The sequence below is a fragment of the Saccharopolyspora galaxeae genome (assembly GCF_016526145.1).
Classification (GTDB): domain Bacteria; phylum Actinomycetota; class Actinomycetes; order Mycobacteriales; family Pseudonocardiaceae; genus Saccharopolyspora_C; species Saccharopolyspora_C galaxeae.
This window is the reverse complement of the sequence record NZ_JADDUE010000001.1, coordinates 208,400-233,983: the sequence shown is the minus strand read 5'-3', so window position 1 is coordinate 233,983 and position 25,584 is coordinate 208,400. Positions and strand designations below refer to the sequence as shown.

Sequence of the window (25,584 nt, the reverse complement as noted above, 5' to 3'; positions counted from 1 at the left end):
CATCGCGAAGCTGCCGGAGCAAAATCCCGCGCGAAGTCGGGCCGCAGCCGGATAACCACCACGAACACCGGTAAGGATCGCCTTGCCGAAATTAGGTGAAGGGAACCTGGGAAAGGCGAGGCGAAGGTTCCTCCAGGCATTCCTCGCCAAATTGTGAGGGCGCGAATTCGGCGTACCATCGGCAGCATGAACGTCACCGCAAAGAAGCTCCAGCCCCGCGAATCCCGATTCCACCAGCTGCTGCAGGACCAGGTGCGCAACGAGCTGAACGCATCGCAGCAGTACCTCGCGGCAGCGGTGTGGTTCGACAACGAGGACCTGCCCCGCTTGGCCGCGCACTTCTACCGGCAGGCGCTGGAAGAGCGCAACCACGGCATGATGATCGTGCAGTACCTGATGGACAACGACATCAAGGTGGCCATCCCGGCCATCGACGAGGTCCGCAACGACTTCACCGAAACCCGCGAACTCGTCGCGCTGGCGCTGGAACAGGAGCGCGAAGTCACCCAGGAGTTCTTCACGCTGGCCAAGGAGGCCCGCAACGAAGGCGACTTCCTCGGTGAGCAGTTCCTGCAGTGGTTCCTGAAGGAACAGGTCGAAGAGGTCTCGCAGATGTCCACGCTGCTGGCCGTGGTGGACCGTTCCAACGGCAACCTGTTCGACGTGGAGAACTTCCTCGCCCGCGAGAACGTGGGCGACGAAGGCCTCGACGCCACCGCTCCGCCCGTGGCGGGCGGCGCCGTGTGACCGAGGCGCGATTACGAAGGGCGGCCGGATTGTCCGGCCGCCCTTTTCGCGCGGTTCGCCGCTGGTCTAGTCCGCGTCGCCGCTGGGGGCCGAGGACGTCGACTGCGAGGTCGATGATTCCGAGCTCGACGGACTGGACGTCGTCGGCTCCGGCCGGGAGGACTCCGAATCGCGCAGGATCGACGGGATCTCGTGCGTCGAACTGCCGCGCGGCACCTCGGGCGGTGCTCCCGGCTGCTCGATCCGGCTCGGCCGGTCCGGCGGCGGCGACGTGGGGACCACGTGCGGATGCGTCCGCTGCTGCGTCGAGCTGGGCGTGACGACCACCGGCGCCGCCGGGCGCACGGGCTCCTGCGGCGACCGGGCGACCAGCGTGGCACCGCCACCGACCAGCGCCGTCAACGCCATCGCACTGCCCACCGCGGCGAGGGCCGTCTGCCGCCTGCGGCGACGGCGCGCGGACGCCACCAACGCCCATTCGGCGCCCGTGCGCACCGGCACTTCCAGCCGGTCGTCGGCGAACAAGCGGTGCAGCTCGTCGTCGAGCCCCATCACACCTCACCGCCCTCGAACAGCGGGCCGAGCTTGCGGCGCAACGCGGCCAGCGCCTTGCTGGCCTGGCTCTTCACCGTGCCCGGGCTGACGCCCAGCGAGCGGGCGATCTCCGCTTCGGACAAGCCCTCGTAGTAGCGCAGCACCACGACCGCGCGCTGCCGCGGCGGCAGGTCCCGCAGCGCCTGCCACAGCGGCTCGTTCTCCAGCCGGTCCGGGGCATCGGCGGCCGGGACGTCCGGGAACTCGGCGAGCAGCGTTTCCCTGCGAGTTCTGCGCCAGCGGCTGACGTGCGCGTTGGCCATCGCCTTGCGCACGTAGGCGCGGGGTTCCTGGCAGCTCTGGCTGATCTTCGACCAGCGGGCGCCGACCTTCTCCAGCACCGTCTGCACCAGGTCCGCCGCGTCGTGCGGATTGCCGGTCAGCGCGTGGCCGTAGCGCATCAACCCGGGCAGGGCGGCCCGGACGAACTCCGCGAAGTCGTCCTCCACCTCGGCCACGTCCCGCGCTCGCACCGGGCGCGACCAGCTCACCGCCGACTCCGCGGCGGGTGGCACAGCAGGCGATCGAGCGGTCACGCCACCACTCCCCTCCGCAGCACTGTCGCTTTACGGAGGTACGCGCCCGCGGTCGGCAGGGTTGCCGTTCCGGCTCCTGACCACCCGAACGGCCCAGCGGAGATCAGGGCGCGGAGCCGATCCACATCCCGGGACGCCGTCGGTGCGTGGTCAGGTAAGTGAGCCCGGCTTCCCCGGCCGTGAAGGCGCGGCGCGAGCCGTGCGGGAGCCACAGCAGCGCGCCCCCGGTCATCGGGTGCGAGCCGTCCGCGGCTTCGAGCACGCCGTTCCCGCCGAGCACGAGCAGCAGCACGTCCAGGTCCGGTTCGGCGTGCGCGTCCACACGCTGGTGCGGGGCCAACCGGACGACGTTGGCGTCCAACTGCCGCCCGGCTTCAGCGAGCTTCCACCGCACACCGGATGATTCGTCCGCGGCGAGCTCCCCCACGTCGGCGAGGACGCGCGGGAGCTCCTCGGGCACTTCGCGCTCCGGCATCGCCTCAGCGCAGCGTGACTTGGCGACCGCGCAACCCGTCGCGGGAACGCCGCTCGGTCGCGTCCAGCGGAGTGCTCTCCAGCGACTGCAACGCCTCGGTGAGCCGTTCGCCCAGCGCAGCAGCGGGTTCGTCCCACTCCCGCGGGTGCTTGTCGCGGTCCAGGTCCCACACCGGCACCAGCACGCCGTGCGCGCGGAACGACCCGGCGAACCGGCTGTCGTCGTCCAGCGCCAGCTCACCGCGCGCGGACAGGCGCGCGCAGGCGGCCAGCAGCTTCTCCTCCGGCTCCGGGCGCACCCAGCGCAGATGCGCCTTCTCGCCGGTGTCCACCCAGTACGCCGAGCGGGCGGTGGAGAGCCGGGCGGTCGGCATGATCGCGGCGTTCGCCCGCTCCAGGGACAGCTTGATCTCACCGGTCGGCTCGGTGCCCTCCGGCAGCCACCACGAGAAGTCCTCGTGCAGCTCGACGTCCAGCTCGGCGTCCGGGTCGATCAGGTCCTGCAACCGGGTCGCGTCCGGCTGCGGCGTCTCGGGGCCGACGACCGGCAGCGACTCGCCCGCCTCGGCCTCGCGCACCCACTCGACCGCGCGGGCCAGGTCGCGGCTGAGATCGCCGGAGCGGGTCTGCACCTGCAGCCCGACGAACGCCTCCTCGTCGGAGCGCTTGACCGCCGCGGCCGCCATCGGCAGCACCGAGGCCACCGTCACGTCCGCGCCGTCGCGCAACGGCAGCTTCGCCGTGGCCGACGGGACGAACTCGCGCAGGGCCACCAGGTCGCCCTCCGCGGCCAGGCCCTCGAACGGCCTGGTCACGATCACGTCGCCGGCACCTCGGGCGGTGCCGTGGCAGTTCTTGTAGCGCTTGCCGGACCCGCACGGGCAAGGCTGCCTCGGGCCGACAGCGCCCTCTGCGGCCTGGGACCGGGTGGCCGTTCGCTTCGACACTCGAAGCCTCCTCGCTCGAGTCGTGTGATCGGACCCACCGACGCTACCGAGCCGCGGACACCGGCGATTCCCCGGGGCAACCGCCGTGCGCTGTGCCAGCCGCCCGTTGGGCGAAGCTCGCTCAGCGCGCGGCGGTGGACGGCCGCTCGGCGCGCTGCGGCGTCGGCGCACCCCGGACGTCGAGGACGCGCCAGCGCGCCAGCCCCGCCGGATCCAGCGGCACGATCAAGCTGGACAGGTAGTGCACGACGCGCAACGTCAGCACTGCCACGGCCACCACGGCCACATCGGTCCAGAAGTGCAGCACCACGCCGTCCGCAAGCGCCTGTACTCCGCTGCGGAAACCCCACAGGAACGCGATCCAGCCGAGCACGAGGCTCACCGCCCACGCGGCCCACCAAGCCAGCACCAGCCGCGAGGGACGGGGACGCTCGCCGGAACCGCGGGTGCCCGCACCGATCAGCACGGCGTGTTCGACCTCGGCCAGCGCCGAACCCGGCAGCACCAGGTTCGCGCCGGGCACCAGCACCCCCGCCACGACCTGCCAATCCGGGCGGCGCGGAAGCACCCCGATCCGATCCGCGGAGGCGACGCGCGCCCACAGCAGCCACAGCACGGCGAAAACTCCGCTGCAGAAACCGAGCAGCCAGCTCAGCGAACCCGCCGCGAGCACCAGGGCGTCCGAGACGTCCAACGCGGTTTTCGACAGCGCGGTGTCCCGGCTCATCAGCAGCAGCACGTAGCGCCAGAGCTCCGCCGCGGCGGCCACACCGGCCATGCCCGCGGTCAGCCGCAGCGCCGAGATCGTCGTCGCCGACCACGACGCGACCCGCTGCACCGGATCGGCCCGCGGCTGCGTCGGCAGCGCGAGCGGCCAGCGCCATCCCAGCGGCGGGAAGCCCCAGCGCGGAACCGCCGGGTACGCGGGCGGTCCGGCGTAGGGGCGAGCCGGGCGCGGGCGCCTGCGCGTGCGCGGTCCGCCCGGTGGAGTGGCCACCCACTCCGGCCGCGGCGGCGGACCCGGCTCGGGAGGAGTCACAGCACGTACGGCTCGGTGCCGGGGTCGTCGGAGACGACGCTGCGGCCGCTGGTGTGCCAGCCGTTCATGCCGCGCTCCACGTTCACCGCGTCCCAGCCGTTCGCGTTCAGGTACGCCGTGACGCGCGCCGAACGGCCACCGGAGCGGCACACCACGTAGAGCTGGTCGGCCTCGGGCAGGTCGTCGAGCCGCTGCGGGATCTCGCTCATCGGGATGTGCACCGCGCCGGGCGCGTGCCCTGCGGCCCACTCGTCGTGCTCCCGGACGTCCAGCAGCGCGTTGCCCGCACCGGGCAGTTCGGCGGGCAGCTCCTCCGGCGGGACACCGGGCACTTGCATCGGGGTAGTCACGCCACGATGCTGCCACGCCGGCCGTGGGCATGTCGTGAGGTGCCCACGTCCCCGTGCCGTGACTCGCCCGTGCCGTGACTCGCCCGTGCCGTGACTCGCACCGCGCAGCGGAACGCCCCGCCGGGTGGGCGGGGCGTTCCTGGACTGCGCGGTTGTCCGAGCACTCATCAGTGCTGCGGTCGGAGCACTTCTCAGTGCTGCGCGGTCGACTTCTCCGCGCCGGCACCGGTCAGCGAGCGGACCTCCATCTCGGCGTACTTCTCCGCGTTGTGCGGCTCCTTGCTCAGCACCGTGCCCAGGTAGCCGAGCAGGAACGAGATCGGGATGGACACCAGGCCCGGGTTCTTCAGCGGGAACAGCGCGATGTCCAGCGACGGGAACATCGCCTCCTCGTCGCCGGTCACCGCGGGCGAGAAGATGATCAGCACGATGGTCACCGCGAGCCCGCCGTAGATGCTCCACAGCGCGCCGGTGGTGTTGAACCGCTTCCAGAACAGCGAGTACAGCAGGGTCGGCAGGTTCGCCGAGGCCGCCACCGCGAACGCGAGCGCGACCAGGAACGCCACGTTCTGCCCGTTGGCCGCGATGCCGCCGAGGATCGAGACCACGCCGATCACCACCGCGGTGATCCGCGCGACCTTCACCTCCTGCTGCTTGTCGTCCACCTGCCCGTTCTTGATCACGTTCGCGTAGATGTCGTGCGCGAACGACGCCGAAGCGGTGATCGTCAGGCCCGCGACGACCGCGAGGATCGTGGCGAACGCGACCGCCGAGATGAACCCGAGCAACCACGGCCCGCCGAGTTGCAGCGCCAGCAGCGGCGCTGCCGAGTTGACCCCGCCAGGGGCCTCCTTGATCGCGTCCGGCCCGACCATGGCCCCGGCGCCGTACCCGAGAACCAGCGTGAACAGGTAGAACAGGCCGATCAGCCAGATCGCCCACACCACCGAGCGCCGCGCCTCCTTGGCCGTGGGCACGGTGTAGAAGCGCATCAGCACGTGCGGCAGGCCCGCGGTGCCGAGCACCAGCGCCAGCCCCAGGGACACGAAGTCGAGCCTGCTGGCTTCGGTCTTGCCGTACTGCGCACCCGGGTTGAGCAGCTTCTCGCCGTTCGCGCCCGCGGTGTCCACGGCCGATCCGAGCAGCCCGGACAGGTTGAAGCCGTACAGGCCCAGCACCCACACCGTCATCACGAACGTGCCCGCGATCAGCAGCGCCGCCTTGATGATCTGCACCCATGTGGTGCCCTTCATGCCGCCGACCAGCACGTACACGATCATCAGCACGCCGACGACGGCGATCACGATGGCCTGCTGGCCCTTGTCCGTCACGCCCAGCAGCAGCGCGATCAGGCCGCCGGCGCCCGCCATCTGGGCCAGCAGGTAGAAGAACGTCACCGCCAGCGTCGACAGCGAGGCCGCGGTGCGCACCGGACGCTCCCGCATCCGGAAGCTGAGCACGTCGGCCATCGTGTACCGGCCGGTGTTCCGCAGCAGTTCCGCGACCAGCAGCAACGCCACCAGCCAGGCCACGAGGAAGCCGATCGAGTACAGGAATCCGTCGTAGCCGTACACCGCGATCGCGCCCGCGATGCCGAGGAACGACGCCGCGGACAGGTAGTCGCCGGAGATCGCGATGCCGTTCTGCGGGCCGCTGAACGAGCGGCCTGCGGCGTAGTAGTCCGACGCGGTCTTGGTGTTCCGGCTCGCCCGGAACACGATCACCAGCGTCACCAGCACGAACACCGCGAAGATGCCGATGTTGAGCCAGCGGTTGGACGCCGTGTCGGTGTTCGGGTTCTGCGCCAGGTGCATTCCCAGCGCGGTCGTAGTGGCGCTCACCGCTGCTCTCCTTCGACGCTCTCGCGGATCCGCTCGGCCACCGGATCCAGGTTCTTGTTGGCGAACCGGACGTAGAGCGTCGTGATGACGAACGTGGACACGAATTGCAACAGCCCGAGGACCAGGCCGACGTTGATGTTCCCGGCGAGCTTGATGCTCATGAAGCCGTGCGCGTAGTCCGCGAGCAGCACGTAGATCAAGTACCAGGCGAGGAAGATCGCCGATACCGGGAAGACGAATTTACGCAACCGTTGCCGGAGCGTGCGGAAATCGGGACTGCGCTGGGTGTCGATCCAGACTTCGGCATCGGTGCCGGGGCTCGGATCGCTTTGGCCCGTGGAGTTCACGGTTGTCTTTTCCTCCTGCATCGGTGCGCTCCCGCCCGCCGGCGCCGGGCGGAGCTCGAGCTGTGAACGCGCGAACGCTACGCACCCGACGATCTTCGCGGAATCCGCCGGAATGAGGAATTTCCCAAACCGGGTGGATGACCATCAGGCGGACTTGCGAAAGCAGAGCTTGGCACGTGCTGTGAGGGTTGTCACCGGCACTTCTGCCGACGGTGAATAACGATCGGGCGACATTCCGGACATTGCGGAACGCTCAGCGCCGCCGGTGCCGTCCTTCCGGGACCGACCTGCGTCCCCGGCCGCTCGCCCGGGTCGCCGGGCCGTCCTGGAACCCGAGCCGGTCCGGGGCGTGCATCCGCAGCATGATCCGCGAGACGCCGTCCGGAAGGCGAGCGCGGGTGGCGAAGCTGACCAGCACCGCCGTCGAGAACGCGATCGGCACCGTCACCAGCGCGGGCTGGCGCAGCAGCGCACCGGCGATGCCGTCGGTCTCCGGCCACATCGCGCTCGCGCCCATGGCCGCGAGCACCAGGACTCCCCCGGTGGTCAGGCCCGCTCCGGCCCCGGCGGCGGTCAGCCCGCGCCACCACACGCCGAGGATCAGCAGCGGGCAGAACGTCGAGGCCGCCAGCGCGAACGCGAGTCCCACTCCGCGCGGAAGATCGTCCTGCGGCAGCACCAGCGACAGCGCCACCGGCAGCAGCGCAGTGGCCACCAGCACCAGCCGCGCGTCGACTCCCCGGTCCCGCAGCAGGTCGGTCGAGACCACCCCGGCGATGCTGACCACGAGACCGGACGAGGTCGACACGAACGCCGCGAACGCGCCCGCCGCGGTCAGCACCGTCAGCAGCGTCCCCGGCCAGCCGCTGAGCATCGCGTTCGGCAGCAGCAGCACGGCGGCGTCGGTGGTTCCGGTGACCAGCAACTCCGGCACGAACAACCGGGACAGCAACCCGAAGATGGTCGGGAAGAGGAAGAACATGCCCAGCAGCAACAGCACGAACAGCGCCGTGCGGCGGGCGGCGTGCCCGCTGGGGTTCGTGTAGAAGCGGATCAGCACGTGCGGCAGACCCATCGTCCCCAGGAACGTCGCCAAGATCAGCGAGTACGTCTCCACCAGCGAATCCGGCCCGCCGTCCTGCGGGTGCAGCCACGAGGCGTTGTCCGGGTCCGCGTCGGCGACCACCGGCACCGGGCTGTGCGCCGGGAACCGCAGCTGGGTGCCCTTGTCGACCTGGTAGTCCCCGGCCGAGACGAACACCTCGGCGTGGCCCCGCGGCTGCAACGGCCCGTCCCCGCTCGGCGCGGGCGAACCGGTCACGTCGACCCACACCGGCTCGGCGACGTGCAGCCGGACCGGGGTCTGCACCTGGACGACCGTGTCGTGCTGGAACTCCGGCCCGGGCGATTCCAGCCGCACGCCGTGGGATCCACCCGTCAAGAACACCCCGAACAGCACGAACGCGGGCACGGTGATCGCGAACAGCTTCACCCAGTACTGGAACGCCTGCACCAGCGTCACCGCGCGCATCCCGCCGCTGAGCACGCCTGCCATCACGAGCACGGCCACCGCGAGCACACCCGCCCAGAACGGCACGCCGGAAACGGTGGCCAGCGTCAATCCGGCCGCCTGGAACTGCGGAATCAGGTACAGCACGCCGATCAGCACCACGAAAACCGTGCTGAACCAGCGCAGCCGCAGCGAATCCAGCCGGGCCTCGACGAAATCCGGAATCGTGTAAGCGCCGGACCGGCGCAGCGGCGCGGCGACGAACAACAGCACCGCCAGATACCCGGAAGCGAAACCGATCGGATACCACAGCGCGTCCACGCCGTCCTTCAGGATCAAACCCGCGATGCCGAGGAACGAGGCGGCCGAGAGGTATTCCCCGGAAATGGCTGCGGCGTTGCGCTCCTCCCGCACCAGCCGCCGCGCCACCAGCAGATCCGAAGTGGTGCGCGCGGTGCTCGAACCCCAGATGCCGATCGCGAAAGTGGCCACGGCGACGAGCGCGATGCCGCCCAGCGCCCAGGAAGCGGAGACCATCGCCGAGCTACCGCTCGATCATGTGCAGGAAATCGCGTTCGTGCCGAGCCGCGGAACGCGAATACCAGTAGCCGACCAGCACCATGAACGGGTAGGGCAGCACCCCCAGCGCCAGCCACGGCAGCCGGACTCCGAAGATCACCGCGTCCCCCAGCGACGGCAGCAGGTAGAACAACAAGGGCAGTCCGAACAGGCCCACCGCGACCAGCCCGGTCAGCACCAGCGCGCTGCGCAGCTGCGCCCGCACCAGGTGGCCGACCACCATCTCGCCGACGCTGGTCTGCTCCTCCAGCTCCATGATCGTACGGCTCATCGGAGCGGTGCGGTACCGGTCGGCCAGCACGACGCGCTTGCGGCGGGGACGGCGGCGCCCGGCCGCCGGGGTCCCCTGCTCCGGCGTCATGCCCGCCCGGCCGGCGAGTGCTGCTGCCCGCGCGGCGTCATGCCTGGCCCCAGCCCTGCCTGGGCGCCCGCACCAGGCGGTCCTTGAGTTCGCGGGTGTGCCTGCGGCTGACCGGCAGCTCCTTCGGCTCCCCGCCGCCGAGCAGCACCGAATAACCGGACGACGACATCCGCAGCTCGCTGACCAGCGACATCGACACCAGGTAGGAGCGGTGGATGCGGATGAAGTTGGCGTCGGCCCAGCGCTCCTCCAGCTGCGCCAGCGGGATCCGCACCAGGTGCGACCCGCCGTCGGTGGTGTGCAGCCGCGCGTAGTCGCCCTGGGCTTCCACCCAGCGCACGTTCTTGCGGGAGACCATCTTCGTCGTGCCGGCCAGCTCCACGGGGATCACCTCGTCATCGTCGGCCGCGGGGAGTTCCGGTGCGGGCTCGCCGGTGCCGGTGGCGCCGTCGGTGCTGCCGCGCTCGGCCTTGCCGCGTTCGACGGTGCGCAGCGCGCGGTCCACCCGGTCGGCGTCGGCGGGCTTCATGATGTAGTCCAGCGCGCCGACCTCGAAGGCTTCCAGCGCGTTCTCCTCGTGGCCGGTGATGAACACCAGCGACGGGGGGTGCTTGAAAGCGTTGAGCACCCGCGCGAGCTCCATGCCGCTCAGCCCCGGCATGGACACGTCGGCGAACACCGCGTCCACCACGGACTCGTCGCCGTCCTTGGCGCGCACCTGGTCGTCGCTGCGCAGCAGCCGCAGCGCGTCGGCTGCGTCGAAAGCGGTGAGCACCTGCGCGACCCGCGGGTTGTTCCGGAGCAGGAAATCCATCTCGTCCAGCCCGGCCATCTCGTCGTCCACCGCCAGCACGACGAGCCCCGAGTCGCCGGGTCGACCGCTCACGTCCGGTTGAATACTCACTGTAACGCCACATCCTGCCGCGCCGGGGGCGCACTGTCCACGACTTCGGGTCCGCTCGGCGTCGAGCACCGCGACAGCGCTGTCACACGCGCCGGGCGCGGACCGGCTGCCCGCACCTGCGGTGCCGCCGGACGGTGACATGTCGGGCGCGCTGCGCAGATCATCCTGACATCACCCGGCCCAGCGACACAGGGCACACCGGGCCGCGCCCGCGAGTGAGGTGTGTCACGCCGTGACTTCAACGTACGGTGTTCGGCCCGGCATGTGAACGGCGGGGTGGCCGAAGGCGGACGGCGCGGCGCACCACGCACGCCCGCCGAAGCCGATCACAACCCGAAACGCGACCACAGCGCGCGCTGCTCCAACGCGTCCAGCAGCGACGACGCCGAACCGCCCGCGCCGAGCCCGGCGGCCGATCCGCGCTCGCTCAACCGAGCCAGCAGCGGCTTGCGCGGTTCGACTCCGACGATGTGCGCCTCCGGGAACCGCTCCTTGACGATCCCGCGCAAGGTGCCGACACCGTCGACCAGACCGAGCTGCTGCGCGCGCTTGCCGGTCCACACCTCGCCGGTGAACAGCTCCTCGGTCTCGGAGAGCTTCTTCCCGCGCCGGGAGCGCACCCAGTCGGCGAACTGCTCGTGCAGCTCGGTCTGCAAGCCGCGCAGCCACTGCACGTCGTCGTCCTTCTCGGGGCTGAACGGGTCCAGCCGCACCTTGTTCTGCCCGGCGGCGTAGACCCGGCGCTCCACTCCGATGCGGTCCAGCAGGCCGTTCAACCCGAACGTCGCGCTGACCACGCCGACCGACCCGACCATCGAAGTGCTGTGCGCGTAGATCTCGTCGGCCGCGCAGGCCAGCCAGTACCCGCCGGAAGCGGCGACGTCCTCGCAGAACGCCAGCACCGGCACCTTCTTCTCCTCGGCCAGGCCGCGGATCCGGTCGGCGACCAGCGCGGACTGCGTCGCCGCACCGCCCGGCGAGTTGATCGTCAGCGCCACCGCGGCGAGCCGGTCGTGGCCGAACGCCTTGGTCAGCGCGGAGTCCACGGCCTGCAGCGAGATCGTGCCGCGGTTTACCGGCGAGGGGTTCGCGGTGATCGCGCCGTGCAGCTTGACCGTGGCGACCACCGGCCCGCGTTCGGCGCGCTCGGCCAGCTTGGGCGGCAGCTTCGAGGACAGCTTGCCGGTCAGCACGTCGGTGAACTTCTGCGGCGCTTTGTCGTTCATGCTTCGACGCTACCGGCTCGACTGCGCGGCGGCCCCCGACGCGGGTTCGTCCAGGGACGTGGCTGGTAGCGGCAGCACTCCGGGCGCGAACTTCGGCACCCGCATGATCACCTTCATGCCCTCGCCCTGCTCGGTCTCCACCACCAGGCCGTAGTCGTCGCCGAAGGTCGCCCGCATCCGGTTGTTGATGTTGCCGAGGCCCACGTGCGCGCCGCTGAGGTGCGCGTTGGCCAGCTCCTCGTCCAGCCGTTCCGGATCCATCCCGATGCCGTCGTCGTCCACGCTGATCAGCGCCTCCGAGCCGCGGTCCTCGGCGACCACCGAGACGGTGCCGCCACCGGGCTTGGTGGCCAGCCCGTGCCGCACCGCGTTCTCCACCAGCGGTTGCAGCGCCAGGAACGGCACCACCACCGGAAGCACCTCGGGCGCGATCTTGAGCTGCACCTTCAGCCGGTCCGGGCCGAACCGGGCGCGCTCCAGGGTCAGGTAGCGGTCGATGTTGCGGATCTCGTCGGCCAGCGTGGTGTAGAGCCCGGAGGAGCGGAACGAGTAGCGGGTGAAGTCGGCGAACTCCATCAGCAGGTCGCGGGCCTGCTCCGGGTCGTTGCGGATCTGCGAGGAGATGGTGTTCAGCGCGTTGTAGATGAAATGCGGGGAGATCTGCGCGCGCAGCGCCCGCACCTCGGCCCGCGCCAGCTTCTCCTTGGACTCCTGCAGGTGCGCCAGCTCCAGCTGGGTGGACACGTGGTGCGCGACCTCGCCCGCCGCGCGCAGCAGCCGCCGCCGGTCGCCGTCGCTGATGATCACCAGCGCGCCCTTGATCTCCTCGGAGACCTCCAGCGGGACCACGACGCCGTGCCGCATCAGGCACGGGCGTTCGTCGCAGAGCAGGTCGGTGTGGTCGACGTACTCGCGCTTGCCGGTGCGCAGCACCGCCTCGATCTTGCCGCGCATGTCCGCGTAGTGCTGGTTCGCCTCGCCGTCCCAGCTCAGCAGCGTGCCGTCGGCATCGACGACGCCGACCGCCACGCACGCCAGCAGCTCCCGCAGGTGCGGCGCCGTGCGGTCCGCCGAATCCTGCGTCATGCCCGACCGCAGGTGCGGCGCAGCGCTGGTGACACGATGCAACGCCGCCAGCATGGCGTCTTCCACCGAGGTACTGACCCGGCGCGATCGGCACAACAGCACGAACATGCCGAGCACGGCGAGCGCGGCGAGCGCCGTGAGCACGGTCCGCTCGGTCAACAACCCCTGCACCGCACCAGTATTCGATGTCGGTACGCAAGGAATCAAGAACGCTACGCTCAGTGTGCACAACCCCTCGGTGAGCGGTCGATGAGCGGGCCGCATGGCGCAACCCGCACCGCCGAACGGCACAGGTTTGCATGACATCGCATGGGTTGCATCAGAGCTGCAATCGGCGGGCGCCCGGCTCCCCCGGAAGTCACTTCAGCAGCTTCGACATCCTCCGGTCCGCGAGCCGCTTGCCGCCGGTCTGACAGGTCGGGCAGTACTGGAACGAGCGATCCGCGAACGACACCTCGCCGACCGCGTCCCCGCAGACCGGGCACGGCAGCCCGGTGCGCCCGTGCACCCGCAGCCCGGAGCGCTTCTCCGCCTTCAACCGCGCTGCGTCCTGTTGCAGCGAGCGTTGCACCGCGTCCCCGAGCACCTCGCGCATCGCTTCGTGCAGCCGGGCCACCGACTCCTCCGCGAGCTTGCCCGCGGTCGCGAACGGGGACAGCCGCGCGCGGTGCAGGACCTCGTCGGAGTAGGCGTTGCCGATCCCGGCCAGCGCGGACTGGTCGGTCAGCAGCGTCTTCACCCGTTCCGATCGGCCGCGCAGCAGGCCGGCGAACTCATCGGCGGTCACCGCCAGCGCGTCCGGGCCCAGGCGGGCCACACCGGGCACCTCCGCCGGATCGGCCACCACCCAGACCGCGAGCTTCTTCTGCGTCCCGGCCTCGGTCAGGTCGAAGCCGGGACCGCCGAGGTGCACGCGCAGCGCGATCGGCCCGCGGCCGGGTTTCGGCGGTGCGGGCGAGAGCTCGTCGGACCAGCGCAGCCAGCCCGCGCGGGCCAGGTGCACCACCAGGTGCAGCCCGTCGCAGTCCAGGTCCAGGTACTTGCCGTGCCGTGCCGCGCCGGTCACCGGGCGGCCGTGCAGCTCGGTGTAGGGCGGGCTGGCGGTCTTGAGCACGCTCAGCGAGGCGACGTCGATGCGGGCGAGGGTGCTGCCCACGGCGTGCTCGCGCAGGTGCCGGGCCAGCGCCTCGACTTCGGGCAGTTCGGGCACCCCACCAGTCTGCCAAGATCGATCGGCCTGCGGCGGCCGTCACTCCGTGGGCTGCAGCGAGCCGTTCATGTCCGGTTCGGCGTAGAGCTCGATCTGGCGGGCCACCTTCGCGGTCTCCTGCCGGACGTTGAGGAAGCCGCGCTGCACCCCGACCCAGCGCTCCGGCTGGTGCTCCTCCTCGTCGCCGGGGGTTTCCGCGATGATCGTCCACGGCCGGTGCAGCAGCCAGCGCACCGGGAAGAACATCGCCGCCACGATCAGCGCCAGGACCAGCCAGATCGGCACGTGCACGCCCTCCGGCGTCCACAGCACGAACAGCAGCGCGAGCAGGATGAGGATGCCGAACATCATGATCCCCGGGCCGCGGCCACCGTTGACGTCGTGCTCGAAGTCGTCGCCGGCGATCGGGTTCGACCACTCCAGGCTGGAGCGCACGTTCCACAACCTGCCGTCGGAGCCCCGCACCACGCGGTTCATCGTCGCCTCCTCGCCCGGCGCCGGGCGTTTCCGTTCGGTCGTTGCAAGCCGTACCGCCATCGGCACCGGGAGCGCCGCCCGGCACCGCGGAGCCCGCCTGAGCGGCCACGCACCGGGACCGAGCGTGCCGACACGGTATCGCGACCGTCATCGGCCTCACGGGTGAAAGCGCACGGCACCCGAGGCATTGTCGATCACACCGCCGCGCCGGACCACCCCGGTCCCGCCAATGCGCTCGCGACCTCGCGCGCGGTGACTAAGGTGTGCCCGTCGACCTGACACCCGGCGAAGGGCGGGGCATGGACCTCGAACAGGCAAGATCGTTCGTCCGCGAACACCACCGCGCGGTGCTGGGCACGCTTCGCGGGGACGGGACACCGCAGCTGAGCCCGGTGCTGGCGGCCGTGGACGACGCCGGGCGCATCGTGGTGAGCACCCGCGCGGCCACCGCCAAGGTGCACAACCTGGTCCGCGACCCGCGCGCCTGGCTGTGCGTGCTGCCGGACGAGTTCTTCGGCGACTGGATCCAGGTCGACGGCACCGCGGAGGTCGTGCGGCTGCCCGCGGCGATGCCGCTGCTGGAGGACTACTTCCGCCGCGTCTCCGGCGAGCACGACGACTGGGAGGACTACCGGCGCGCGATGCGCGAAGAGGACCGCGTGCTGCTGCGCATCGAGCCGTCGCGGGTCGGACCGGCACGGCGCTGACCCCCTTGGAACGGTGCGCGAACGATGGGTTAAAGTAGTGCTCAACAGCGATCGAGAGATCGTTCGCTTGCGGATGTAGCGCAGCTGGTAGCGCATCACCTTGCCAAGGTGAGGGTCGCGGGTTCGAGTCCCGTCATCCGCTCCGCAGAAGGCCCCCGCCGGAATCCGGCGGGGGCCTTCCTCGTGCTCGCCGGGCCGGTTCACTCCTCCAGCTTGAAGCCGACCTTCAGCCCGACCTGGAAGTGCGCGATCTCGCCGTTCTCGACGTGGCCGCGGACCTCGGTGACTTCGAACCAGTCCACGTCCCGCAGGGTCTGCGACGCGCGGTGCACACCGCGGCGGATCGCGTCGTCGACGCCGTCCGCGGACGTTCCGACGATCTCGGTTACGCGGTAGATGTTGTCTCCCATCCCGGCATCGTGCGTACGGACGCACCCGCCCGCAAGCCGAACGCGATCTTGCGCTGCTCCGAACGGCCTCAAGGTCTGGACCACTAGCCGAGCCGCGGCCCCCGCGATGTTGCGCAGAACGGTGCTATTTGCCGCGAATAACGCGAGTGTAAATTTCTCCGGCACCGATCCAGGAAGGGAGTACTTCCATGTCGAAAGTGAAAAGCAAGATCGGTATCGCCGCCGTCGGCATCGCCACCCTGGCATTACCGATTTTCACATCCGGTGTCGCGAGTTCGCACGGATTCACCCAGAGCCCTTCCAGCCGCCAGGACGCCTGCTCGACCGGCGCGGCGACGAATTGCGGCGCGATCCAGTGGGAACCGCAGAGCGTCGAAGGCCCGAAGGGCTTCCCGGAGGCGGGCCCGGTCGACGGCAGCATCTGCTCGGCCGGTCTGGAGCAGTTCAGCGAGCTCGACGACCCGCGCGGCGGTCAATGGCCAGCGACCGACGTGCAGGCCGGCCAGGACTTCCAGTTCCAGTGGAAGATCACCGCGAACCACTCGACGTCGTCGTGGCGGTACTTCATCACCAAGGACGGCTGGGACCCGAGCCAGCCGCTCACCCGCGACCAGCTCGAACCGGCGCCGTTCGTCAACGTCGATTACGGCGGGCAGCAGCCGCCGGACGTGTACACGCACACCGGGAAACTGCCGGACAAGACCGGCAAGCACCTGATCCTCGGCGTGTGGGACGTCGCGGACACCAGCAACGCCTTCTATTCCTGCGCGGACGTGAACTTCGGCTGACCCGCGTTTTCGTCCCCCGGCTCCGTGGCCCGGTGCGCGCGAGGCGCACCGGGCGCGGAACCTTCCGGACAGCGGAATCGCACGGCGCCCGGAAATGGTTTCCGAGGTCCAGGAATTCTGGGAAAAAGATCTTTGCCAGAATTAGGTTCGCTGAATCGGGTGGCCGGGCGGTCAGGCCGTGCCGAGGCCGATCGGGCAGGAGACGCCGGTGCCGTCGATGCCGCAGTAGCCGTTCGGGTTCTTGGACTCCGACAGGTACTGCTGGTGGTAGCCCTCGGCGTAGTAGAACTCGCCGAGCGGCGCGATCTCGGTGGTGATCTCGCCGTGGCCCGCGGCGCTCAGCGCCTCCTGGAACTGCTCGCGGCTGCGTTCGACGACTTCGCGCTGGGCGTCGTCGGCGTAGTAGATCGCCGAGCGGTACTGGCTGCCGACGTCGTTGCCCTGCCGGAGGCCCTGCGTCGGGTCGTGGTTCTCCCAGAACACCTTCAGCACCTGCGACAGCGTGATCACGGAGGGGTCGAAGACCACCAGCACCGCCTCGGTGTGCCCGGTCAGGCCGGTGCAGACCTCTTCGTAGGTGGGGTTGGGGGTATACCCGCCCGCGTAGCCGACCGCGGTGGTCCACACCCCGTCGGTGCGCCAGAAGATGCGTTCCGCGCCCCAGAAGCAGCCCATGCCCACTACCAGGGTCGAGGTGGTCTCCGGGAACGGTGGCTTGATCGGGCGGTCGCCGAACACCGCGTGCCGCTCCGGCACGGAAAGCGGAGTGCTGCGGCCCGGCAGCGCCTCATCGGGGGTGATCATGCGCCTAGCTTTGAACAGCACCATGGTCCCGATGCTACGCCCGCATCAAAACCGCTCCGGCCGCCCGGAAATCGGGTCGAGCGGTCTGTTCGGTCCCGGGGTCCGTTCCTCGGCGTCGGCCCGTTCCTCGGCGTCGGCCCGTTCCTCGGCGTCGGCCCGTTCCTCGGTGTCGGACAGCTCCTCGGGAGGAACAGCACCCGCCGGGCGGCTGCGGCGTTGCGGAGCGATGTAGTGGCGCAGCCGCATCACCGGCTCTTCGACGAACGTCCACGACAACGTGCCCAGCACGTACGAGATCGGCACCGCGCACAGCACCATCACGTACTGGTTGCCGACTCCGGCCATCGCCAGCAGCTGCTGCACCGGAAAGCCCCAGACGTAAACGCCGTAGCTGCCGTTGACCCAGTGCCCGGGCACGGTGAGCCGGGCGGGCCAGAAATGACCCGCCACCACCACCGCGTAGCTGACCACGAACGCCATCAGGAACGACGCGGCGATGCTGTTCGGCATCGCGCCCAGCACCGCCACCCCGGCACCGGCGGCCAGCACCGACAGCGGCATCCGGTACAGGTTCAGCACCACGCCGAAGGCGAACGCGACCAGGAACGCCACCAGCGACTCGACCGGGACGCTCAGCAGCGAACCGGCCGACTCCGCGCCCGGGTCCTGCTCCAGGTAGCGGTCCCACACCACGATCGCGCACAGCGCGAGCACCGCGAGCCACCGCAACCGCTGCTTGGCAGCGCCCACCAGCAGCAACGCGTACAGGCCGGCATAGGCCAGCAGCTCCATCGGCAACGTCCACAGCGCACCGTTCACCGCGCCCGGCCAGGGATTGCCGGTGAACACACCCGGCAAGTGGTGGTTGAGGGTCAGCAGCCCGGTGTTGTTGACGATGTAGGCCCAGGTGCCGTGCGCGGCGAAGTACTCCCCCACCGACAACGTCGTCACCAACGGCCCGACGATCAGCGCCATGCCCACCGAGACGGTGAGCATCGGCGGCCACAGCCGCAGCACCCGCTTGGCGGCGAAGCGCAGCGGGTGCGGATCGCGGATCCAGCTCTCGGTGATCTGGAAACCGCTCATCGCGAAGAATCCCATGAGCACGGCCTCATCGGGCTGCAGCGGCCATTCCGGCGGGAACAGGTCGCCGCTGCCCACCAGCGGAGAACTGTGCCCGTAGATCACCAGCAGCGCGCCGATCATGCGGATCCACGCGAAACCGTGCGCGGGGGCGGCGAAACGCTCCGGATGAGCGTGCTCGACACGCGCTGTGCCCACCCGTTTCACCCCCACGACGTGCCGCCCGGCGCATCCGCGACGCCGGGTAGCGTATCGGGTGCCGTCGAGATCGGAAGTGCGATCGTCGCGCGCGGGCGGGAGCGAGTGGTCACACCCGCTGGATCGTTATCCGGGAGGTGGCTCCCGCGATGCGCTGCCTGGTGCAGAATGGCCGGTGATCACGACTCGGTAAATCCGGAAAGGGCGCATCGGTGACCTGGCAAGACGAGCTGCAGAACCTGGATGCCGAACTGGCGGCGGGCAGGATCTCCGCGGAGGAGTACCGGTCCCGGCGGGACGCTTTGGCCGGCCGGGCGCAGGGGCAGGAAGGCTCCGCCGGGAGTTCCGCGCAGCAGCCGGGTGGCCAGTCCCCGGGCAACCAGTCCCCGGGCGCATCCGGTCCCGGTACCCCCTCCGGCGGGTTCGCCCAGCCGGGCGGTCAGCAGGGTGAGCAGTCCAGCCCGTTCCCGCCCGCGTTCAGCTGGGGAGCCGCCGCCGCGCAGGGAGCGCAGGCCGCCCAGCAGCAGAACCAGCCGCAGCCGTCGAACGAACCCACGCACGTGGTGCCGAACCCGCTCACCGGGGCGGACAGCACGCAGACCGTCAACGTCGGCTCCCAGCAGCAGTGGCCGGACCAGCAGCAGTGGAATCAGGGCTGGAACGCGAACACGGCATGGGGCCAGCCGCCGGAGCACGGCGACACCAGCTGGATGCGCCAGGGCCCGGAGGTCTTCGAGGTCTCCGAGGGGGCCTCGAAGGGCAAGATGATCACCGGCGTGGTCATCGGTTCGGTGCTGCTGGTCGTCGTGGTGGTCGCGGGCGTCTTCTACTTCACCACTTCCGGCGGAGGCGGGCAGCCGGCTCCGGCCCCCACCGCGCAGCCGGCGCCACCGCCACCGGCTCCGACCACGAAACCGCTGCCCGAGCCGCCTCCCGCGAAGGCCCCTCCCGCGGCTTCGCAGGCCGTCCTGGTGCCGACCCCGCCCGGGCCGCCGCACCCGTTCAACGGCCCGCTGGACCGTCCCGCCCTGGAGGGCCCGAAGGCCGGTGTGCTGCGCGATCCGGTGCGCAACGCGGCGTTGCAGGGCGGCATGATCGACGGCTGGATCAACCGCACCGACGGGCCGCCATCGGTGGTGCTGCTGACCGTGCGGATGCCGAACGACGGTGCCGCTTCGGCCGTCGCGCAGGCGTACCTGAACGACCAGCAGGGACTCAGCCCGGACAAGGACCTGTCGTACCAGGGCGTGCAGGTGGTGACCACCGGCGGCGGCGTGTTCCGCACCGCCTACGTCGCGCACGGGTTCGTGGTCATCGTGGAGACCAGCGACCCGAACGAGCAGAACGCGGAGAACACCTTCCAGCAGCTGCTCACGCAGCAGCTCTCGCAGACCCCGCCGACCGTGCGCGGCTGACTCCCCCTGTTCGACGCGGCCGCAGCGGGTATCCGGCGAGGCGGAACCGCGCGGAAGGTGTGCCGAGCACCGCTCGCGCGTGGGACACCTCGGCGGCCGTGCAGCCGGAAAGCGCCGCGCAGCTGTGGAATCCGAAGGGCTACGTGAACAACTCCTCGGCGCGGGCGCGCATCACGGCGCGCTGACCGTCCCCAGCAGCTCGGCGAGGGCGGCGGCGGAAACCGCCGGACCGAACTGCGCGGACACTCCGGCCATGCCCGCGGCGGACAGCCGCGACCAGGTGGCGTCGTCGGTGAGCAGCCGCACCACGGCCGCGGCCAGTCCCGGCGCGTCGTCGGCGACCAGCACGTCCCGCTCCGGTTCCAGGTGCATGCCTTCCAGCGCGAGCGTCGTGCCGGCCACCGGTACCCCGAACCCGGCGCTCTCGCCGACCTTGCCCTTCACCCCGGCGCCGAACCGCAAGGGGGCGAGCGTGACCCGCGCGCCGTCGTAGAGCGCCCGCAGGTCGGGCACCCAGCCGTGCACCTGCACGCCGTCCCCGGCCAACGCCAGCACGTCCTCGGTGGGGTTGGAGCCGACGACGTGCAGCACCGCGTCCGGGCACTGCTCGCGGACCAGCGGCATGATCTCGCGCGCCGCCCACAAGGCCGCGTCCCGGTTCGGCGGGTGGTCGAAGCTGCCGACGAACAGCACGTCGCGGCGTCCCCACGGGTGCGCGGGCTCCGCGCGCACGTCGTGCACGTTGGACAGCACGCGCACGTCGGCGTCCGGGACGAGTTCGGCGAGCAGCTCCTGCTCGGCCTCCGAGACCACCAGCGTCACGTCGCAGGCCCGGGTCAGCCCGAGCTCCATCTCGCGGGACGCGAGAGCCTTGCGCCGCAACGACTTCGCCAGCTCCGGCTCCGCCTGCTCCGCGGCCAGCGCGGCCTGCCGCTGCAACCGCAGGAAGTGCACGTCCACCGTGTCGTAGGCGATCAGCGCCTGCGGCGCGTCGGTGCGCAGCTGCTCCACCAGGCTCCACGCGACCTGCGGGCGGGACAGCAGCGCCAGCGAGATCTCCGCGCCCGCTTCGGCCAGGAACGCCTGCTGGAGCTCGGGTGCGGGCAGCACGGTCACGCCGAGCTGCTGGAGGTCCCCGGTGTAGGGCTCCAGCCGGGCGTGGTTGCCGGGGAAGAACACCACCCGCGCGCCGAGTTCGACCAGCTGCGCCAGCATCCGGCGGATCCGCACCGACCCGGAGTCGAAGTCCGGCCGCGGTACCTGGTGGTCCTTGACCAGCACGATCGGCCCGCGATGCCCGCGAGTGCCGCGGTTGCGGGCCATCCAGAGGTTGCGCGGCGAGGCTTCCGGCAGGTGGTCGGCGAGCGCGTCGGCCCACTTGTCCACGAACACCTGCCGGTTGAGCTCCTGGTGCCGCTTCACGCCGGTGGACGCGTCGGTCCCGTTCGAGATGCCCTCGTGGTGCACCACCACGGCTTTCGGCTGCACCACGGTGCGGTAGCCGGCCGCGCGCACGGCGAACGCGAGGTCGGTGTCCTCGTAGTAGGCGGGCGCGAACCGGCCGTCGAAACCGCCGACCTCGCGGAACACCCCGGCGCGCACCAGGATCGCCGCACCGGAGCAGTAGTCGACGTCGCGGACGTCGTTGTACTCGGCGGCGTCCGGATCCCCGCCGCGGCCGAGGTTCCAGCCGGTGCCGTCGGACCACACGACGGCGCCGCACTCCTGCAGCCTGCCGTCGGGATAGACGAGTTTCGCGCCGACCAGCCCGATCCGCTCGTCCGAGTCCATCGTGGACATCAGGGTGTCCAACCAGGACTCGGTGACTTCGGCATCGTTGTTCAGGAAGAACAGGTCCCTGCCGCGCGCGTGCTCGGCCCCGAGGTTGCAGGCACCGATGAACCCGAGGTTGCGCTCCGCGCGCACCAGCCGCACCCCGTCGCAGGCGGCGAGCTTGGCCGCGCTGTCGTCCGGCGAGGCGTCGTCCACCACGACCACCTCGAACGGCACCGACACCAGGTGCCCGGCGAGGAACCGCAGGCACTGCCGCGTGTAGGGCCACTTGCCGTGCACCGGCACGATCACGCTGACCACCGGCTCGTCGCTGCGCGGCACCGCGATCGGGCCGGTCTCCTGCTGCACGGCCGGGCGCGCCGAACCGGGCTCGCGGCCCAGGGCGATCTCGTAGACGTCGCGGCGGCTGGTGCCGCGCGGCGCGACGCGCTCCACGACGGTGCGGTACTTGCGCACGGCGCGCTGCACCAGCGCGGAGTTCTGCGCTTCCAGTTCGGCGTTGCGGGTGGTCAGCTCACCGGCGCGGTGCTCGGCTCCGGCGGCGCGCTCCTCCAGCCGAGCGACGGTTTCGCGCAACCACTCGATGCGGGCCCCGTCGCGTTCCGCGTTCCGGCGAGCGCCTTCGACCAATTCGTTGACCTGCGCCAACTCGACGCGGAAGCGTTCGCGTTCGGACTCGGCCGCCACGGCGCGCCGTTCCTCGGCCTTGCGCAGCTCTTCGAGCCGGGCGACCGCGCCCTTCAGCTCGTCCGCTTCCGCGCGGCTGCTTCGGTAGAGCTCGTTGAGCTTGGCCACGTCGGCGACGGCCTCGTCGCGCTGCTCGACGACCGGGCGCACGTCCTGCGCACCGCGGGCCAGCGTCAGCTCGTCGTCGAGCAGCACCGCCGCGGCAGGCAGCTTCGGCAACCGCCGATCCGACGCGACGCCGAGCAGGTAGGTGTGCGGCAGGCCCTGGTGCACCGTCCACGACTCGGAGCTCTCGCGGTGCAAGGTCTGCAACCGGACGCCCTCGATCGCGGTGTCCGGATCGCCGTGGTCGGCGGGCGCGAGCACCGAACCGACCGCGGTGTTCTGCTTGAGCACCGCCACGTGCCGGAACGCGCCCTCCAGCAGCGAATCGAACTCCGCGGCGGAGAGCTCCTTGGCGTGGAACGGGTTGTCGTTGCCGTGCGCGTGCTGGTAGATCGTCGTGTCCGGTGTGCTGACCAGGAACAACCCGCCCTGTTGCAGGCTCGAGCGGACCAGTGCGAGCACCGCGTCGTGATCTTCGACGTGCTCGATCGCCTCGAAGCACACGACCACGTCGAACGGCTTCTCCTCGGCCAGCGCCGCCGGATCGGTGATCGAGCCGGTGCGGAACGAGACGCCGCGGCCGCCGTAGCGCCGCGTCGCGTGCTGCACCGCGGCCGGGTCGACGTCGAGACCCACCACCTCGGCGCCTTCGGCGGCCAGCAGCGCAGCGCCGTAGCCCTCGCCGCAGGCCAGGTCGAGCACCCGCTTGCCGCGCACGAACCGGGCGGCCAGCGCGTAGCGGTGGTAGTGCTCGTAGATCACCTGCACGTCGTCTGCCCAGGGCAGGCAGCGCTCCCCGGTCCAGTCCAGCAACCGGTCGCCGTCCTCGTCCATGTCCAAACCCCTCGCGCGCCGTTCGCCGAGCAGGCTAGCGCCTCGCCGTGGCGCCCCGGACCCGGTTCGCATGAAGGAGTTCTCATCCACAATTCATCGCGCACCCCCGACGCGACCGGGAGGGTGGAGCCATGCGGTCGGTGCCCCGGTTGTCCTTGCTGCTCGCCGCGCTGGCGCTGCCGCTGCTCGTCGTCGTGCTCAGCTACGCGTTGACCGAAGGCCCGCGAACTCCGCAGGTGCCCGCCGAAGTGCGCGTCGGCATCTCCCCCGGTCCGTCCACGCCGGTGCCGACGGCGCCCGCGCCGAGCACCGGCCCCGCCCCGACCGCGGAGTTGCCGCCACCCGAACCGGACGATGACGACGAGCCCGAACCGGACGACCCCGACGATGACTGAGCCGCTGCGCGGCATCCGCCTCCCCGCCCGCGCGAAGATCATGGCGTGGATGCTGCTCGTGCTGGTCGCGGTGCTGACCGCGGTGGTCCTGCTGGTGTGGCAGTTCCTGCACAACGAGGCGATGAACAAGGTCACCGGCTCGATGGAGCAGGAAGTCGGCGAGTTCGTCAACTACGCCCGCACCGGGCGCGACCCCGCCACCGGCGCGCTGCTCGGCGACCCGGCGCAGCTGTTCGACTCCCACCTCGGCCGCCAGTACCCGGACGCCTGGGAGGCGCTGATCGGGGCGTGGCAGACCCCGACCGGCCTGGACTGGCGGATGCAGTCGCAGGACACCGGCACCAAGCGGGCGGTGCAGGAACCCGGCCTGCTGGAACGCATCACCGCCGACCCCCGCGCGCACGGCACCGCGCAGACCGGTGCCGGACCGGTGCGCTGGGTGAAGGTGCAGGCGGTGACCGCCCAGGGCGGGCGGGCGTGGTTCGTCACCGCGCACTTCACCGAGCACGAACTCGCCGAGGTCCGCCGCGCCGCGCAGACGCTCACGCTGGTCAGCGCGTTCGGCGTGCTGCTGGCCGCCGGTTCTTCGTGGGTGGTCGCGGGCGCCATCCTGGCGCCGGTGCGCACCGTGCGGCACACCGCGGCCGAGATCAGCGAGCACGACCTGACCCGGCGCATCCCGGTCGAGGGGCGCGACGACATCGCCGCGCTGGCCTACCAGTTCAACGCGATGCTGGACCGGCTGGAGGCCGCGTTCCGCACCCAGCGGCAGTTCGTCGACGACGCCAGCCACGAGCTGCGCACCCCGATCACGATCGTGCGCGGACACCTCGAACTGCTCGGGGACGACCCGGCCGAGCGCGACGAGGTGGTCCGGTTGTGCACCGACGAGCTGGACCGGATGACCCGCATCGTCGAGGAACTGCTGATGCTGGCCAAGGCCGACCGGCCGGATTTCGTGACGCCCACCGAATTCCCGCTGGCGGAGCTGACCAGCGACATCGAGGCGAAGGTCCGCTCGCTCGGGGACCGCAGATGGGTGTTGGAGAGCATCGGCGAGGGCGACGTGGTGGTCGACCCGCAACGGCTGACCCAGGCGATGGTGCAGCTAGCGCAGAACGCGGTGCAGCACACCGAGGACGGATCGGAGATCCGGCTCGGCTCTGCGCTGGACCGCGGGCGCCTGGCGCTGTGGGTGACCGACCGCGGGCCGGGCGTCGAGGCCGCCGAGGTGGAGCGGATCTTCGGCCGGTTCGCGCACGGCAGCTCCGGGCGCCGCGGCGGTGCCGGGCTGGGGCTGGCGATCGTGGCCGCGATCGCCGAAGCGCACCACGGCGCCGTCCGGGTGCGCTCCGAACCCGGGTCCGGGGCCACGTTCACCCTCGAGCTGCCCGCCCGGCCGCCGGCGACCGCCCCTTCCCCGACCGCCGAGGAGGCGCACTGATGAGCAAGATCCTGATCATCGAGGACGAGGGGCGGATCGCGGCGTTCCTGGAGAAGGGGCTGCGCGCGAACGGGTTCAGCACCACCTCGGTCGGCGACGGGGACAGCGCGTTCCGGCACCTGATCAGTGGTGATTTCGACTTGGCGGTGCTCGACCTGGGGCTGCCGGGTCCGGACGGCTTCGCGGTGCTGCAGCAGGTCCGGGCGCGGCAGGTGAGCATCCCGGTGATCATCCTGACGGCGCGGGACTCGGTCAGCGACACGGTCGCCGGGCTGGAAGGCGGCGCGGACGACTACATGACCAAGCCGTTCCGGTTCGAGGAGCTGCTGGCGCGGGTGCGGCTGCGGCTGCGCTCGGCGGAGCGCACGCCGGACGTGACGGTGCTGCGCGAGGGGGAGCTGTCGCTGGACCTGCGGACCCGCCGGGTGCAGCTGCCGGATTCGACGGTGGACCTCACGGCGCGGGAGTTCGCGATGCTGGAGCTGTTCTTGCGGCATTCCGGGCAGGTGCTGTCCCGGGAGCAGATCCTCTCGCACGTGTGGGGTTACGACTTCGATCCCGGTTCCAACGTCGTGGACGTCTACGTCCGCGCGCTGCGGCGCAAGATCGGCAGCGACCGGATTCGGACGGTGCGCGGCATGGGCTACCGGCTCGGGGCGTGAGCCTGCGGTGCTCGCCGGCGCGGCGCGAAT

Annotated in this window: 27 protein-coding genes and 1 tRNA gene; 9 read left to right on the top strand and 19 right to left on the bottom strand. The window is 70.9% G+C overall.

The genetic code is table 11. From position 1 onward, the window contains the following. Positions 1 to 186: 186 nt before the first annotated feature. On the top strand, positions 187 to 747 hold the full coding sequence (locus tag INP57_RS01055; RefSeq protein WP_200068102.1) for a ferritin: 561 nt from the start codon (positions 187 to 189) through the stop codon (positions 745 to 747). 66 nt (positions 748 to 813) lie between these two features. Here INP57_RS01055 and INP57_RS01050 read toward each other — a convergent pair whose 3' ends face one another. The 15 genes from INP57_RS01050 to INP57_RS00980 all read right to left on the bottom strand — a co-directional run bounded on the left by INP57_RS01050 (position 814) and on the right by INP57_RS00980 (position 14,228). Then, entirely contained in the window at positions 814 to 1,299 is a 486-nt protein-coding gene (locus INP57_RS01050; RefSeq protein WP_200068101.1) for a hypothetical protein, read from the bottom strand. After that, complete coding sequence (locus INP57_RS01045) at positions 1,299 to 1,877, bottom strand: SigE family RNA polymerase sigma factor (RefSeq protein WP_200068100.1); 579 nt, start codon at positions 1,875 to 1,877, stop codon at positions 1,299 to 1,301. Before INP57_RS01045 ends, INP57_RS01050 begins: the two co-directional genes overlap by 1 nt. Before the next feature lie 103 nt (positions 1,878 to 1,980). After that, the gene (locus INP57_RS01040; protein WP_200068099.1) at positions 1,981 to 2,352 is read right to left on the bottom strand and encodes a hypothetical protein; all 372 of its coding nucleotides are present in this window, start codon (positions 2,350 to 2,352) and stop codon (positions 1,981 to 1,983) included. Positions 2,353 to 2,356: 4 nt separating this feature from the next. Then, positions 2,357 to 3,298 carry a DUF5926 family protein gene (locus INP57_RS01035; protein ID WP_200068098.1) on the bottom strand — a complete coding sequence of 314 codons (942 nt, stop codon included), beginning with the start codon at positions 3,296 to 3,298 and terminating at the stop codon, positions 2,357 to 2,359. 121 nt (positions 3,299 to 3,419) lie between these two features. Beyond that, complete coding sequence (locus tag INP57_RS01030; RefSeq protein ID WP_200068097.1) at positions 3,420 to 4,295, bottom strand: DUF4328 domain-containing protein; 876 nt, start codon at positions 4,293 to 4,295, stop codon at positions 3,420 to 3,422. A 38-nt stretch (positions 4,296 to 4,333) separates the two neighbouring features. Continuing rightward, positions 4,334 to 4,675 carry a rhodanese-like domain-containing protein gene (locus tag INP57_RS01025; RefSeq protein ID WP_200068648.1) on the bottom strand — a complete coding sequence of 114 codons (342 nt, stop codon included), beginning with the start codon at positions 4,673 to 4,675 and terminating at the stop codon, positions 4,334 to 4,336. 203 nt (positions 4,676 to 4,878) lie between these two features. Next, the gene (locus INP57_RS01020; protein WP_200068647.1) at positions 4,879 to 6,501 is read right to left on the bottom strand and encodes a monocarboxylic acid transporter; all 1,623 of its coding nucleotides are present in this window, start codon (positions 6,499 to 6,501) and stop codon (positions 4,879 to 4,881) included. Positions 6,502 to 6,524: 23 nt separating this feature from the next. Beyond that, complete coding sequence (locus INP57_RS01015; RefSeq protein WP_200068096.1) at positions 6,525 to 6,896, bottom strand: DUF485 domain-containing protein; 372 nt, start codon at positions 6,894 to 6,896, stop codon at positions 6,525 to 6,527. Between the two features lie 232 nt (positions 6,897 to 7,128). After that, positions 7,129 to 8,922, bottom strand: coding sequence for a sodium/solute symporter (locus INP57_RS01010; protein ID WP_200068095.1), 1,794 nt, complete (start codon positions 8,920 to 8,922; stop codon positions 7,129 to 7,131). Positions 8,923 to 8,929: 7 nt separating this feature from the next. Next, positions 8,930 to 9,325 (bottom strand): DUF485 domain-containing protein, encoded by a 396-nt coding sequence (locus tag INP57_RS01005; protein WP_200068094.1) that lies wholly within the window; start codon positions 9,323 to 9,325, stop codon positions 8,930 to 8,932. A 37-nt stretch (positions 9,326 to 9,362) separates the two neighbouring features. Further along, positions 9,363 to 10,211, bottom strand: a complete 849-nt coding sequence (locus tag INP57_RS01000; RefSeq protein ID WP_307849837.1) for a LytR/AlgR family response regulator transcription factor — start codon at positions 10,209 to 10,211, stop codon at positions 9,363 to 9,365. A gap of 344 nt (positions 10,212 to 10,555) precedes the next feature. Further along, positions 10,556 to 11,455: a S49 family peptidase gene (locus INP57_RS00995; RefSeq protein WP_200068092.1), complete on the bottom strand. Its 900-nt coding sequence runs from the start codon at positions 11,453 to 11,455 to the stop codon at positions 10,556 to 10,558. Between the two features lie 9 nt (positions 11,456 to 11,464). Beyond that, the gene (locus INP57_RS00990) at positions 11,465 to 12,712 is read right to left on the bottom strand and encodes a histidine kinase (protein ID WP_295143348.1); all 1,248 of its coding nucleotides are present in this window, start codon (positions 12,710 to 12,712) and stop codon (positions 11,465 to 11,467) included. Positions 12,713 to 12,899: 187 nt separating this feature from the next. Beyond that, the gene (locus INP57_RS00985) at positions 12,900 to 13,751 is read right to left on the bottom strand and encodes an Fpg/Nei family DNA glycosylase (protein WP_200068091.1); all 852 of its coding nucleotides are present in this window, start codon (positions 13,749 to 13,751) and stop codon (positions 12,900 to 12,902) included. Between the two features lie 39 nt (positions 13,752 to 13,790). Next, a complete protein-coding gene (locus tag INP57_RS00980; RefSeq protein ID WP_200068090.1) occupies positions 13,791 to 14,228 on the bottom strand; it encodes a DUF983 domain-containing protein in 438 nt (145 codons plus the stop codon). Positions 14,229 to 14,491: 263 nt separating this feature from the next. Between INP57_RS00980 and INP57_RS00975 the strand changes: the two genes are divergently transcribed. Continuing rightward, positions 14,492 to 14,935 carry a PPOX class F420-dependent oxidoreductase gene (locus INP57_RS00975; protein ID WP_307849836.1) on the top strand — a complete coding sequence of 148 codons (444 nt, stop codon included), beginning with the start codon at positions 14,492 to 14,494 and terminating at the stop codon, positions 14,933 to 14,935. Positions 14,936 to 15,004: 69 nt separating this feature from the next. Beyond that, positions 15,005 to 15,077: transfer RNA gene (locus tag INP57_RS00970), tRNA-Gly, on the top strand. Positions 15,078 to 15,135: 58 nt separating this feature from the next. On the opposite strand, the gene INP57_RS00965 is transcribed toward INP57_RS00970, so the two are convergent. Then, the gene (locus INP57_RS00965; protein ID WP_200068089.1) at positions 15,136 to 15,345 is read right to left on the bottom strand and encodes a dodecin; all 210 of its coding nucleotides are present in this window, start codon (positions 15,343 to 15,345) and stop codon (positions 15,136 to 15,138) included. Positions 15,346 to 15,533: 188 nt separating this feature from the next. Here INP57_RS00965 and INP57_RS00960 point away from each other — a divergent pair, with 188 nt between their 5' ends. Beyond that, positions 15,534 to 16,133, top strand: coding sequence for a lytic polysaccharide monooxygenase auxiliary activity family 9 protein (locus INP57_RS00960; RefSeq protein WP_200068088.1), 600 nt, complete (start codon positions 15,534 to 15,536; stop codon positions 16,131 to 16,133). A gap of 171 nt (positions 16,134 to 16,304) precedes the next feature. Here INP57_RS00960 and msrA read toward each other — a convergent pair whose 3' ends face one another. After that, positions 16,305 to 16,961, bottom strand: coding sequence for a peptide-methionine (S)-S-oxide reductase MsrA (gene msrA / locus INP57_RS00955; RefSeq protein ID WP_200068087.1), 657 nt, complete (start codon positions 16,959 to 16,961; stop codon positions 16,305 to 16,307). 21 nt (positions 16,962 to 16,982) lie between these two features. Further along, positions 16,983 to 18,218, bottom strand: coding sequence for an acyltransferase family protein (locus INP57_RS00950; protein ID WP_307849835.1), 1,236 nt, complete (start codon positions 18,216 to 18,218; stop codon positions 16,983 to 16,985). Between the two features lie 212 nt (positions 18,219 to 18,430). On the opposite strand from INP57_RS00950, the gene INP57_RS00945 reads away from it, so the two are divergent. Continuing rightward, positions 18,431 to 19,633 carry a hypothetical protein gene (locus INP57_RS00945; RefSeq protein ID WP_200068086.1) on the top strand — a complete coding sequence of 401 codons (1,203 nt, stop codon included), beginning with the start codon at positions 18,431 to 18,433 and terminating at the stop codon, positions 19,631 to 19,633. 59 nt (positions 19,634 to 19,692) lie between these two features. Then, a complete protein-coding gene (locus INP57_RS29955) occupies positions 19,693 to 19,818 on the top strand; it encodes a hypothetical protein (RefSeq protein WP_255520697.1) in 126 nt (41 codons plus the stop codon). Here the strand turns inward: INP57_RS29955 and INP57_RS00940 are convergent. Next, positions 19,805 to 23,053, bottom strand: a complete 3,249-nt coding sequence (locus tag INP57_RS00940) for a glycosyltransferase (protein ID WP_200068085.1) — start codon at positions 23,051 to 23,053, stop codon at positions 19,805 to 19,807. The genes INP57_RS29955 and INP57_RS00940 overlap by 14 nt on opposite strands. 131 nt (positions 23,054 to 23,184) lie before the next feature. Between INP57_RS00940 and INP57_RS00935 the strand changes: the two genes are divergently transcribed. The 3 genes from INP57_RS00935 to INP57_RS00925 are packed head-to-tail and all read left to right on the top strand — an operon-like array spanning position 23,185 to position 25,554. Further along, positions 23,185 to 23,448 (top strand): hypothetical protein, encoded by a 264-nt coding sequence (locus INP57_RS00935; protein ID WP_200068084.1) that lies wholly within the window; start codon positions 23,185 to 23,187, stop codon positions 23,446 to 23,448. Further along, entirely contained in the window at positions 23,441 to 24,892 is a 1,452-nt protein-coding gene (locus INP57_RS00930) for a sensor histidine kinase (RefSeq protein ID WP_233626556.1), read from the top strand. The genes INP57_RS00935 and INP57_RS00930 overlap by 8 nt, the downstream gene beginning before the upstream one ends. Further along, the gene (locus INP57_RS00925; protein ID WP_200068082.1) at positions 24,892 to 25,554 is read left to right on the top strand and encodes a response regulator transcription factor; all 663 of its coding nucleotides are present in this window, start codon (positions 24,892 to 24,894) and stop codon (positions 25,552 to 25,554) included. The genes INP57_RS00930 and INP57_RS00925 overlap by 1 nt, the downstream gene beginning before the upstream one ends. The last annotated feature ends 30 nt before the right edge of the window (positions 25,555 to 25,584 follow it).